We start from the raw sequence: 12,732 nt of genomic DNA on the forward strand, positions 1-12,732 counted from the left end.
ACGCCTATCTTTTAATTTTAAACATTGAAAGGACTTGAAATTGTTAAAATTATTAAAAAAAATAGTTCGAAAGCCTTAGGGGGGATTCGAACCCCCGACTTCTACCTTACCAAGGTAGCGCTCTACCAGCTGAGCCACTAAGGCAAAATAAAACGGGAAAAATATAAATAGTGCATGGGAAGGGATTCGAACCCTCGAAGGCCTATGCCAAAGGATCTTAAGTCCTTCCCCTTTGGCCGCTCGGGCACCCATGCATACAATAGTAATATTTATTTACATAGTATTTAAATGTTACCCTATTTCAACATTTTAAAGAAAAAAATTTAAAAACTATAATGTAATATTGTTTGACCAACTATTTAAATATTAAGATAATCAAATATTGATACAATAATCAAAAAATGGTGTATTAATTGAAAGTAGATATGGAAGAATGTGGAGTTTGTGAAGATTGCATTGATGTGTGTATGGAAGAGGCTATTGAAAGAAGAGCATACACCATTATTATTGACGCGTCAAAATGCGATAACTGTGGAGAATGTGTGGACGTTTGTCCAGTGGGCGCAATTTACGAAGATTAGGTTTGAACATGAAGAAATTTACCATTATAGACTATCTCATCATAATACTAGTGATATGTGCCGTGATTTTTGCCTTTATACATATCACCAACGATGACTCATCAGATCTGCAGAAGACAGCATTTGACGAATCCACAGTGAACAAGATACCTGACACTTATCTTAAATATTATAAGGAAGGTTATATTGTAAACGCAACCGTTGAAGGTTTAAATGCCACAAACAATGAGTCCGTAACCCTTAGCGGCACCGTCATTTGGGAAGACGACAACGGCGGTGGAGATGTGATATTGCTAATCGAATCAGAAGGCAAGACCTACACCGCAGGATTATACAGATACAATCCGAATGCGGACATCTACATTGACAACATCATTCTTGAAAGCAACGGCGAGAAATATAAAAACCTTACTGAAATCAAGGTCAAACCAGAAGAAATCAGCAGCTTGAACGATTTGATTTCCGGCATATCTAACGATACCAATTATGAGATTTCAACAAAAGTGGCCGTTGACTCAATCAGTCCTACCCAAATTCAAAAGATGACAAACAAGCTATCCGAAGACGGTCGCATGTCCATAAAATCAGATAACGGCAAAATGGATAGCAGAATAATAATTACAAGAGCCACAAAAGAAAATATAAATGATGTTAATTCTATTTTAGGAAACATTAATGGAATTAGTGATGAAATTACAATCAGAATTTATGACAGCACAGATGATCAGATCAACGCCATCAAGGACAAATATGACGTCATAAATATCAGAACGTTTTAAGTTGTGTATTCCATGAGCTTGATTTATTCCGGTTTAACCTCAATATTCAATAAAATCAGTGATGAACTTCGCAAATCATTCTTATTTACAACAATCTTTTCCATATTGGAATTCATTGAAGACCAGTGGGTCAACAGTTATTTCAAAAGGTTTTATCCGGATGAAAACTTCCTAAACTTCCTGAACAAAAACATCATCCTGAAGGAACACATATTCAATCCGTTGATTGTGCTTTTTTTGTTTGCGATATTCCTGATACTGTCACTCAATCCGCCGTCCACCAGTTTGGTCATCACGCTGATTATCGCATTCGTCGGATTTTTTATCGGATCTGCAATAATTCCAAGGCACGTCCCCATTAGAGAAGTCGTTCATTTCAATAGAAAGGACATATATTCCATTGGATTCTGCTTGATGTTAATAAGTATCGTATTTTTCTTCATAAGCGTCGCTTCCGTTGGAGGAATTCCGCTTTTAAAGCCTTCAATCAGATATCTCCTGAAACCTGCATTTACCATGCCGGTATTTTTAATCATTCCCGGCACATGCCTGATGGCCGGTGCCTACCTGAAGGATTATCAGGACAATGAGATTACCCGTTCACAGGCAAGATTCAGATTCATTTTTCTGCTGGTTATTGACTGTGCATTTTTATTGCTTTTAGGTTATAGGACACCACTACTTGCAGCATTTCTCATCATAATTATCATGGGTTTCTATGGAAATATCGTTTCATTATGGGAAGTTGTGGTTGGCGCGTTGATTGGTATAGGTGCAATAATCGGAATTGGTTATTTTCGTTCACTTGGGGAGATGACAATAACCTCATCAACAAGTCCGTTTTACACACTTCAGTCAAGGGCAGATTTCACGCTGCACGTTTTGAACCTCCTAGACTTCATCGGAGGCAACTTCGGCCTGACACACGGACACCTCCTGGCAAGCTCCATTCCAGGCAGCGATCTGGGACCTAGGATGATGGTCGGAAAGCTCATCGCATGGAGAACTGAGGTCACAGTAACACCAACACTCATCGGCCAGATGGTGGTTGACTTTGGAAAGGTTGGAGTGTTCGTTGAAATGTGCCTTCTCGGATTCGTTTTGGGAATCGGATTTAAAATAATGCAAAAGACAAGAGACTTTTTCTACATTGGAATCTACTCACTTATTTTAACCTACTCAATTTTAGGAATTGAAACAGGAATTTTAGACATTCAAGTCCTGATTTACTTTATCATAGCCGTTTTCATCTACTTAACTTGCGTCAAACGCTCTTTTTATAATTAGTAATACTGAACTTCAAAATAATCATGCAAAAGTATTAATTTTGTATTACTATTTTTTAAAAATAATACTAAAAAGTATTACTTTAATAACATTTATATATCTTTATTTTTTTTAATATAAAATGTCAAGGATTAAAAAGGGATTAATACCATTTAAACATGATAAAATCCGAAATTAACTTGATATTACTAAAAAGAATAAAATATATTACCTTTAAGTAATACTTTATTTATAAGCAAAGGTGAAAAAGTATTACCAAAACATAAATGGAGGAATGAATTTGCACATACCTGACGGATTTATACCTATAGCACAATGTCTAGTATACTATGTAATCTTGATTGTTGCATTGTACTTCTCAGTGAAATGGGCAAGATCCAACTTAGATGAAAAACGTATACCTCTTTTAGCAGTTCTCGCAGCAGGTATCTTTGCAATCATGTCCATGAACATGCCAATTCCATTTGGTACAAGTGGTCACATGGTTGGGGGCGCATTAGTTGCTATCGTATTCTTAGCACCTGAAGCTGCCGTATTAGTATTCACTGTTGTTTTACTCATCCAAGCATTAATCTTTGGTGACGGAGGTATTACAGCTTTAGGAGCAAACGTATTGAACATGGCAATCGTTGGAGGTTTTGTCGGTTTATACACCTTCAAAGGATTGCAAGGAGCAATTGGAAAATACCCAGCAGCAGGAATTGCAGCATGGTTGGCAACTGTAATCGCAGCACTTGCATGCGCAATCGAAATGGGTATTGCAGGAACATTCCCAATGAATATCGGTATCCCATCAATGGTTTTATATCACTTCTTCATTGGTATAATCGAAGCAGTATTGACTGTGATTGTTCTTGCAGCATTAGACAAATTTAGACCAGACTTATTGGCATGGAACCAAGGAGATGCATAATATGGAGAAAAAAGATATGACTTTAATTGGAGTTGCACTCTTAATATGTGTTATAATCTGTGTTCTTTCACCATACATAGCATCCGGTGACCCTGACGGATTAGAAAAATCCGCTGAAGATTCCGGAGTTGCTGAAGACTTTTCAGTAGAAGAAATCAATGGAATCCCTGATGCAATATTCCCAGATTATGCATTTGCAAATGACCCTGATAACCAAGTATTACAAATTGTTGCACTGGTTATCGGTGCGATCGTTACCCTAGCATTAGGTTATGCGGTTGCTGAAGTTGTAAGAAGTAGAAATTAAATATTTAATTTCTATTTTTTCCCTTTTTTTAAAAGTAATTGAAATTTACTAAAATGTAATAAAGCAAATAATAATATATCATAATTTTTTAATATTTAATCAGTGAATAATTATGGCAGATATAACACAGATTATCAGATTTGATGACTTGGCATCACAGAATAGCCCCATCCACAATTTAGAGGGTCGGATCAAATTAATATCTACTGTTTTTATCATATTGGTCTGTGTTATCAGCAAAGAGATATTCATACCTATTATTTTGGAAATCCTGTTGTTGGTTATACTGAAAATAGCCAACCTATCATATGCAGATTCCTTTAAAAGATTACTGATGCTGCTTCCTTTTGGAGGAGCAATAATAATATTTCAGCCGTTCATACAGCCTGGAAATATTCTTTGGAGTTATTCATGGCTACATGTTACCGATGTTGGGCTTAATTGGGCAATATTGCTTCTGGTGAGAATGATTGTGACATTGACAGCAATCATCATCTATTCCTCAACAACACCGCTTCAGGAAATGGCCAGCTCATTTAGAAAACTGAAAATGCCAAGAGACCTGGCAATGATACTGTCAATCATGGTCAGATTCCTATTCCTGTTTGTGGACGAGCTTGCAGCAATCAGAAAAAGCCAAAAGTCAAGGAATTTCAGCATACATTCCAAAAACACCCCTTATAAATGGAGGGTCAAACAGGTCGGATATACAATAGGAATGATGTTCTTGAAGGCATATGAACAGGGAGAGCGGGTCCACAAGAGTATGGTCAGCCGTGGCTTTTCGGATGCTTCCGAAATGTTTGATGAAAAGAGATCCCCTGAAAAGAGCGATTACCTCTACCTTCTAACAATAATCGCCATAGTTATTGTGCTTGAAATAATCATATTCAAATACTCCGGACAATTAGGTTACTTTGGACAAAATTTAGCAATTAATTAGGTGAAAAAATGGAACAGATACATTTAGAGACAAAAAACTTATCTTTTACTTATCCTGACGGAACACAAGCTTTGAAGAATGTCAACATTCAAATCAAGAAAGGTGAAAAGATTGCTATCATGGGACCTAACGGTGCGGGCAAATCAACATTGTTCTCCCATTTTAACGGTTTGACAGAACCTACATCCGGCCACGTTGAGATAGACGGAGAAAAAATTGTTTTTGAACGTGATGAGCTGCTTAAGGTTAGGCAGAAAGTTGGAATTGTGTTCCAGGATCCAAATGACCAGCTGTTTGCACCTACCGTCAAGGAGGATGTTGCATTCGGACCCATGAATTTGGGCCTTGAGTATGATGAAGTTAAAAGAAGAATCTCCGAATCCCTTGAGATGGTGGGCATGAGCGGCTTTGAGGACAAGACCCCTCATCATTTAAGTGGAGGCCAACAGAAAAGGGTTGCCATTGCAGGAATTGTTGCAATGAGACCTGAAATAATGATTCTTGATGAGCCGACTGCAGGGCTTGACCCTGAAGGTGTGGACAAGGTACTGGACATCCTGAACAATTTGAATAAGGAAGGAATAAGCATTGTAATCTCATCACACGACATCGAGATGGTCAATCACTTTGCGGACAAGATTTACGTATTGTATGACGGACAAATCATAGCCTCAGGAGACAAGCACCAAATATTTTCTGATAAGGAATTGCTGAAAAAGGCTCATTTAAAGGCACCTGTGACAACTGAAATACTGTATAAACTAAAAGAAAAAGGATTTGATGTCGATACTGAGAAGATAAGTATCGATGAGACAGTTGAAGAGATAATTAAAAGTAAAAAAAATTAATTTGTTGATTTTCTGTTTCTGAGCTTGTCCTTAATTTTTGTGATAAACTCAAATTCCTGATCAAGTTCTGGGGAATTTGCAAATCCGCAGTTAGGGCAATGGTAACTGTTGCAGTTATGCTTGCCGCAACTTGAACATCCTCTGTTTTCCAATTGGGTTTCATCAAACTCGAAACCGCACATTCTGCATTTCATTATATAACACCGTTAATAAAATTAGATTAAAAAAATAAATGAAAAGATTGAAGTTTATTCGACTTCAATATTTTCAGCTTCTTCTTTACGAAGACAAACGTCATATCCTTTAACACTCATTTCGATTGGATTTCCGAAGGTAGCTACTTTTTTAACAGTGATTTTTGCACCTTTAACAAAACCCATACCTAATAAGTGTCTTCTTAAATCAACATCGCCGGATTCATGGTATTTTACCAAAGTAACTGTTTCTCCCGGCTTAACTTCCTTTAAAGTTCTCATTTTATCACCAAAATTATAATAATTTGCAATAAATTTTTAGGTATACTTAACTTTGTAGCAAGTAATATATAAATATTTAGTTATGACTAAAAATTTAAAAAATGGATGATTTTAAAAATCATCCCTTTTATCCAAATCCTGCTAACAAACCAACATTGTAAATCAGGAAGGAAACGATATATGCTGTTACCAATGTAATGGCACACATGGTTGCTGCCCATTTATAACTGTTGGTTTCTTGTTTGATAGCACCAATAGCTGCGAAACATGGAGTGTATAGTAAAGTAAATGCCATAAATGCGTATGCAGACAACGGAGTGAAAGTATCATGTACCAATTGGGTGATACCCTCTTCGTCATCCTCTTCCATACCAGCTAAAGTACCGAAGGTTGCAACTACCACTTCTTTAGCAGCCAAACCTGCAATAATAGCTACTCCAGCTTGCCAGGTTCCAAATCCTAATGGTGCGAAAATTGGAGCGATTGCACCACCGATCATACCTAACACACTGTCAGCTGATCCGAATTCAACACCTAATGGGAATATGCTTAAAGCCCATAGCACGATGGAACAGGCAAGGATAATAGTACCTGCTTTTCTTAAGAATCCTTTTACTTTTTCCCATGTGTGTAAGAGCACACCTTTAACGGATGGAACTTTGTAGGTTGGAAGTTCCATTACAAATGGAGTGGAGAGACCTTTAAACATTGTCCTTTTGAGGATTGCTGCCACGATAAGTGCCACAACAATACCTAACACATATATTGACAATAAGATTGCACCGTGGTTGGCCTCAAAGAATGCGGCAATAAAGATTGCATAGATAGGCAATCTTGCGGTACAGGACATGAATGGAACAAGCATCATTGCTAGCATACGGTCCCCTTCGTTTTCCATTGTTCTGGTTGCCATAATAGCTGGCACACCACAACCGAATCCTAAAATCATAGGGATGAAAGCCTTACCGTGAAGGCCCACTAATTTGTGCATGAATATGTCCAAAGTGAATGCAGCCCTTGCGAGGTATCCGCAGTCTTCCAGAATACTCAAGAACAGGAACATCAGGATAATGATAGGCAAGAAAGTGAGAACTCCACCTACTCCTCCGATGATACCGTCACAGATGAATGATGCGAGGTATTCATTGGCAATGAAGCTTCCAACCCATTCGGCCAACATTCCGAATGCCTGGTCAATCATGTCCTGGAACGGAGCGCCCAGGGTGTATGTGAACTGGAACATTGCATACATGATTACGAGGAAAATAGGAATCGCTAAAATCCTGTTGGTGACAATCTTATCTATCTTATCTGTAGTGGTTTCCTTTTCTACGGCAGGTTTTTTAACGGCTTCTGCCATTAAACCACCGATAAATGCATATCTTGCGTTTGCTACAACCTCTTCAGCTCCTTCGTTGAAAATAGTGTGAAGGTGTCCTGCTACCTTATCGGTTTCTGTCATGATAGCGGACTTTTGAGAGGATCCTTGTACTTTTTCTATTACAATTGGGTCTTTTTCTAATAATTTGATTGCAGTCCATACTGATGGAACATCAAGTAAATTACTGTCCTTTTCGATTAAAGCCTGCATATCGCCCAAATGCTCTTTCAATTCATTTCCGTATGATAGTTTTGCACTTGTGTCAATTGGGTTTGCGGCCTGCTTTTCAACGGTTGACAACAATTCATCGAAACCGTCACCGGTTTTTGCGTTGATTTCAACAACCGGAAATCCTAGCAATTCACTCATTAATTTTACATCAATGATATGATCTTTTTTCTTTGCAAAATCGTTCATGTTAAGAGCCATTACAAGGTTGGCCCCTAATTCCATCATTTGAACTGTTAAATATAAGTTACGTTCTAGATTAGCAGCATCCACAACGTTTATAATAACATCAGAGCCGTCATCTACAATGAAATCTCTTGATACGATTTCTTCCATAGAATGAGCACTTAATGCATAATTACCTGGCAAATCAATGACATCATAGTCATAGCTTCCATGTTTGAAATGACCTTCTGCCCTTTCGACAGTCTTTCCGGGCCAGTTACCAACATGTTGGCGCATACCAGTTAATCCATTAAAAACAGTAGTCTTACCCACATTCGGGTTTCCTGCTAATCCTACTATTAATTTTGTCATTAACCATTCTCCCGTGTATTAACTTGATGAATAATACCTTTCTTGAAAAATATTATTCATTACTAAAAAAATTTTTTAGTTTAAGTCCTAATAAAATAAAAATTAGGTTTGCCTAAACAATTATTATATTATGATTTTTTGATATATAAATATTTAGGTATGCCAAAGTTTTTCCTTTAGTGATGAAGTTGGTGTCAATTATATTAAACGAAATCATTATTAAAAAAAAAGAAATGTATTATCTGTTTGGAGGGATTTTAGACTATCCGAATCCTAAAAACAGTCCAACATTGTAAATCAGGAACGAAACGATGTAAGCGGTCACAATTGTTATTGCACACATGGTCAACGCCCATTTATAGCCATTGGTTTCATGCCTAATGGCACCTATTGTACCTATACATGGCACATATAGCAATGTGAATGCCATGAATGCATACGCTGATAGGGGAGTGAAAAGGTCATGGAGCACATGATTCATTCTGCCGGTGTTCTCATCCCCTTCCATGCCTGAAATGGTACCGAAGGTTGCAACCACAACTTCCTTGGCCGCAAGCCCTGAAATTATTGCCACAGTGGCCTGCCAGGTTCCAAATCCTAACGGAGCGAAAATCGGAGCGATGAAGTTACCAATCATGCCCAGGTAACTTTCTGCGGACGCATACTTAACGCCTAATGGGAACATGCTTAAAGCCCACAATACCATGGAACAGACCAGAATAACTGTACCTGCCTTTCTTAAGAATCCTTTTACCTTTTCCCAAGTGTGCAGCAATACACCTTTAATGGAAGGAACCTTATATGATGGAAGTTCCATTACAAACGGAGTGGACAGTCCTTTAAACATTGTCCTTTTAAGAATTGCCGCAACAATGAGGGCCACAAGAATTCCCAACACATACATTGACAAGAGGATTAGTCCATTGTGTTCGGTGAAGAATGCTGCAATGAACACCGCATAAATCGGCAATCTGGCTGTACAGGACATGAATGGCACAAGCATCATTGCAAGCCTCCTGTCGTCCTCATTTTCTAATGTCCTTGTCGCCATGATGGCCGGCACGCCACAACCGAATCCCAAAATCATTGGAATGAAGGCCTTTCCGTGAAGTCCGACCAGCTTATGCATGATAATGTCCAATGTGAATGCAGCCCTTGCAAGATAGCCGCAGTCCTCCAGGACACTCAAGAATAAGAATATGATTATGATAATCGGCAAGAATGTGAGAACGCCTCCAACACCTCCAATCACAGCATCACAGATGAATGATTCAAGATATGGATTTGATATGAAACCTGCCGCAAAATTAGCAAGAATTGTAAAAAACTGAGCAATCAAGTTCTCAAATGGTTCTCCTAAAGTGTATGTGACCTCAAACATTAAAAACATGAGTATGAAAAAAATCGGAATCGCCAGGATCCTGTTTGTGACTATATTGTCAATCCTATCGCTGATTGTTTCAGTTTCAACGGCAGGCCTTTCAACGGCTTCGGCCATCAAACCGTCAATGAATGCATACCTTGCATTGGCAACTACCTCTTCGGGACTTTCCTTAAAGACATCGTAAAGGTGCTTTGACACCTTATCTGATTCTATGAAAATTTCAGAAGAGTATTTGGATTTTTGAACCTTTTCAATTACAATGCTGTCCTTTTCAAGCAGTTTGACTGCTGTCCAGATTGAAGGCACATCCATCAGGGAATCATCCTTTTCTATTACCTCTTGAATTTCCCTTAAATGGCCTTTTATCTCATTACCGTAGGATAGCTTTACACTGGAATCTATTGGATTTGCAGCCTGTTTTTCAACGGTTGTCAACAGCTCATCGATGCCTTCGCCTGTCTTGGCATTGATTTCGATGATTGGAAAACCTAATAATTCACTCATCAGGTCTATATCGATGATATGTTTCTTTTTCTTTGCAAAATCATTCATGTTAAGGGCCAATACGAGATTTGCCCCCAATTCCATCATTTGAACTGTCAAATACAAATTGCGTTCCAGATTGGCGGCGTCGACCACATTGATGATTACATCTGAGTCATCGTCCACAATGAAGTCTCTTGAAACGATTTCTTCGATAGAATGAGCGCTCAATGCATAATTTCCCGGCAAATCAATAAGATTATATTCATATTCGCCATGCTTGAAATGGCCCTCTGCCCTTTCGACAGTCTTTCCAGGCCAGTTACCAACATGCTGGCGCATACCGGTCAATCTATTGAAAACCGTAGTTTTTCCGACGTTAGGATTTCCAGCCAATCCCACAATTAACTCTGACACCAATAATTCCTCAATTTAAATTCAATAGCTCAGCTCAATAGCATATTATTATATTCAATTTATTTTATTTAAAATAGTAATACTAATGATGATTTCATTTTATAAATAGTAATAATGTAAGAAAATTTAGGTATACCTAAAAAATAGAAAGCTTTATATACTATGGCAACCAACTTTAATACAAGTGACATAAATTTAGGTATACCTAAATTTCACTTAAACACATACAGTCAATAAATACAATCTCTAAAAAAAATTAAATTAGTTTTCCACAATTTTCTAATTTAATTAAAAGGAAAATCAATCTGCCAGATTTTCCGAAAATTCTTCAATTGGTGTTTTGACTCTCCTCCAAATTGTAAAACACCAATTATTATCTATTTTTCTAATATCCCTCACCGTCATAGGTGTAAGGATCATCGTAAATTTCCTCATCCCAATAGTTATACTCAATATAGTCATCGATTTCCTGGTTCAGTCCCCAATTATGGTCATCGTAATATGTATAAGGATCAAAATCGTTTTTTACATTGACATTTTTGGTCTTTTTGGCTTTTTTGTAATGGGAATCACCAAAGAACTTGACCTTGACATTGTATTTGCCCACATCATACTTCACGCGGATTCCATGGCCATATTGCTTGTAAACCCATTTATAGTTGCCGTGCTTATCGGTGATTGTGAAGTTTACCATTCCATTGGAATTGATTTCATGGCCCCTCTTATCGACTATCTTGATTGTGATGTAACCCTTATTGTCAAATACACAGTCATCAGTGGATACTTTAATTTTAACCTTTTCCTTTGCAAAAACCGGACTTGCAAGTAAAATGAACACCGCAAGGATTGCAAAAATGATGATGATTTTTTTATCCATAATAATCACTGTGCTTAATTTGTTACAAATACTATTTAAGTATTGATATTTAATATATTAACAAGTGATTTTATGATAGAATATGACGATATAATAAATGATTCTCCATTCATTGTTAACCATTTGATTTCATTAAGTAAGACACATGATTTTTACATAAACAAGTACATTAAAAGCGAAACGGAAATCCTGCCAAGCCAATACTACATGTTACTATTTTTATATTATGAAATGGGAGAAACCCAGTCCGATATTGCCAAGGCCTGCCTCATGGACAGAAGCGGGATTTCAAGGGCATTCAAGGATTTTGAAGAAAAAGGACTGATTACTCGGGAAGTTGATGAGAACAATAAGAGAGCATACAAAATCAATTTAACAAAAAAAGGAATAGAAACAGCCGAATTCATCATCCAAAAGGAAAAGGAATGGGATGAGATGATTTGTGAAGAGTTTGACATATCCCACGATGAATTGCTTAAGATATTGTCAAAGGTCTCACTAAAATCACTTGAATTCAACCGAGAACACTTCTAGTCATATCCTTCAGACTCAAGATAATCGTCAATGTCATAATTGTCCCCATACTCATAATGATCATAATAAGCTCCAGGGTCAGTTCTGGATAAAGTGTCCCTATCGGGAATGACCGTGTGATAGTGATTTGAACCACCTGTTGAATAGCTGCTGCTTGTTTGCTGATATGTCGGCGGGAAATCAGACTGGTTCAATCCGAGTATGCTGTAAAGCAATACTGATTCCGGACAAGCTATCTCATCAGTATTTATGATTATTCCATACACCGCATTCTCTTCTGGAAAATGTACCAAGAAACACTCACCTTTCATCGAATCAAGGCTATCGGAAATATATCTAATTACAGAATCGTCTGAAATGCTTGGATAATTATCGGGAGCATCTTTCCAGACAATCATATACCCATGATTTCCATAGGCATCCACGTAAGATATGTTTCTGGCATTTCGCCATGACAGTTCCTGGCCCAGATGAGTTTTAAAATCCCCATCGGAAATGGCTTTTTCTTCCAGTTTCAAGCAATCGTCCAATGTGGCAATCAAGACACCATCCTTTCCGATATCCTCCACAATCTCATCACCGAAACTCGCTTGGGAGGGCGGAACAATCATGTTAATCACAGAGCCGACGACGAAGCTGACGACGATTGTCGCTATCAGCAACGCCAATAAGAAAACTGCGATTTTTTTAGGGTTGGACATAATATTATATTAATATGTTACCCACATTTAAATATATTCACAATATTTCAAATTCA

The 12,732-nt window shown here is 37.6% G+C and carries 14 protein-coding genes and 2 tRNA genes; 8 read left to right on the forward strand and 8 right to left on the reverse strand.

The genetic code is table 11. The features are described 5' to 3' along the window. Positions 1-71: 71 nt before the first annotated feature. Positions 72-144, reverse strand: a tRNA-Thr gene (locus tag MBBTH_RS07860). 27 nt (positions 145-171) lie between these two features. Continuing rightward, positions 172-254 (reverse strand) — tRNA-Leu (locus MBBTH_RS07865). Positions 255-413: 159 nt separating this feature from the next. Between MBBTH_RS07865 and MBBTH_RS07870 the strand changes: the two genes are divergently transcribed. From MBBTH_RS07870 to MBBTH_RS07900, 7 genes are all read left to right on the forward strand, one after another. Further along, complete coding sequence (locus tag MBBTH_RS07870; RefSeq protein WP_116592503.1) at positions 414-581, forward strand: 4Fe-4S binding protein; 168 nt, start codon at positions 414-416, stop codon at positions 579-581. Between the two features lie 8 nt (positions 582-589). Further along, entirely contained in the window at positions 590-1,360 is a 771-nt protein-coding gene (locus MBBTH_RS07875) for an adhesin (RefSeq protein WP_243409769.1), read from the forward strand. Positions 1,361-1,372: 12 nt separating this feature from the next. Then, on the forward strand, positions 1,373-2,647 hold the full coding sequence (locus MBBTH_RS07880; RefSeq protein WP_116592505.1) for an oligosaccharide repeat unit polymerase family protein: 1,275 nt from the start codon (positions 1,373-1,375) through the stop codon (positions 2,645-2,647). Between the two features lie 280 nt (positions 2,648-2,927). Continuing rightward, the gene (gene cbiM / locus MBBTH_RS07885) at positions 2,928-3,560 is read left to right on the forward strand and encodes a cobalt transporter CbiM (RefSeq protein WP_116592593.1); all 633 of its coding nucleotides are present in this window, start codon (positions 2,928-2,930) and stop codon (positions 3,558-3,560) included. Positions 3,561-3,576: 16 nt separating this feature from the next. Next, positions 3,577-3,867, forward strand: coding sequence for a PDGLE domain-containing protein (locus MBBTH_RS07890; protein ID WP_243409770.1), 291 nt, complete (start codon positions 3,577-3,579; stop codon positions 3,865-3,867). A 112-nt stretch (positions 3,868-3,979) separates the two neighbouring features. Next, positions 3,980-4,810, forward strand: coding sequence for a cobalt ECF transporter T component CbiQ (cbiQ, locus tag MBBTH_RS07895; protein ID WP_116592507.1), 831 nt, complete (start codon positions 3,980-3,982; stop codon positions 4,808-4,810). An 8-nt stretch (positions 4,811-4,818) separates the two neighbouring features. Beyond that, positions 4,819-5,658, forward strand: a complete 840-nt coding sequence (locus tag MBBTH_RS07900; protein ID WP_116592508.1) for an energy-coupling factor ABC transporter ATP-binding protein — start codon at positions 4,819-4,821, stop codon at positions 5,656-5,658. Here MBBTH_RS07900 and MBBTH_RS07905 read toward each other — a convergent pair. The 5 genes from MBBTH_RS07905 to MBBTH_RS07925 all read right to left on the reverse strand — a co-directional run bounded on the left by MBBTH_RS07905 (position 5,655) and on the right by MBBTH_RS07925 (position 11,441). Continuing rightward, positions 5,655-5,852, reverse strand: a complete 198-nt coding sequence (locus MBBTH_RS07905) for a hypothetical protein (protein ID WP_116592509.1) — start codon at positions 5,850-5,852, stop codon at positions 5,655-5,657. The two genes, MBBTH_RS07900 and MBBTH_RS07905, sit on opposite strands and share 4 nt — an antisense overlap. A gap of 54 nt (positions 5,853-5,906) precedes the next feature. Beyond that, positions 5,907-6,134 (reverse strand): FeoA family protein, encoded by a 228-nt coding sequence (locus MBBTH_RS07910; RefSeq protein ID WP_116592510.1) that lies wholly within the window; start codon positions 6,132-6,134, stop codon positions 5,907-5,909. Between the two features lie 127 nt (positions 6,135-6,261). Continuing rightward, positions 6,262-8,280, reverse strand: coding sequence for a ferrous iron transport protein B (feoB, locus tag MBBTH_RS07915; protein WP_116592511.1), 2,019 nt, complete (start codon positions 8,278-8,280; stop codon positions 6,262-6,264). Positions 8,281-8,542: 262 nt separating this feature from the next. After that, a complete protein-coding gene (gene feoB, locus MBBTH_RS07920) occupies positions 8,543-10,564 on the reverse strand; it encodes a ferrous iron transport protein B (RefSeq protein WP_116592594.1) in 2,022 nt (673 codons plus the stop codon). A 385-nt stretch (positions 10,565-10,949) separates the two neighbouring features. Beyond that, a complete protein-coding gene (locus MBBTH_RS07925) occupies positions 10,950-11,441 on the reverse strand; it encodes a hypothetical protein (RefSeq protein WP_116592512.1) in 492 nt (163 codons plus the stop codon). A gap of 72 nt (positions 11,442-11,513) precedes the next feature. On the opposite strand from MBBTH_RS07925, the gene MBBTH_RS07930 reads away from it, so the two are divergent. Then, complete coding sequence (locus MBBTH_RS07930) at positions 11,514-11,975, forward strand: MarR family winged helix-turn-helix transcriptional regulator (RefSeq protein WP_116592513.1); 462 nt, start codon at positions 11,514-11,516, stop codon at positions 11,973-11,975. On the opposite strand, the gene MBBTH_RS07935 is transcribed toward MBBTH_RS07930, so the two are convergent. Then, positions 11,972-12,676, reverse strand: coding sequence for a hypothetical protein (locus MBBTH_RS07935; protein WP_116592514.1), 705 nt, complete (start codon positions 12,674-12,676; stop codon positions 11,972-11,974). The genes MBBTH_RS07930 and MBBTH_RS07935 overlap by 4 nt on opposite strands. Between the last annotated feature and the right edge of the window lie 56 nt (positions 12,677-12,732).

The organism is Methanobrevibacter thaueri, assembly GCF_003111625.1.
Taxonomy (GTDB): Archaea; Methanobacteriota; Methanobacteria; order Methanobacteriales; family Methanobacteriaceae; genus Methanocatella; species Methanocatella thaueri.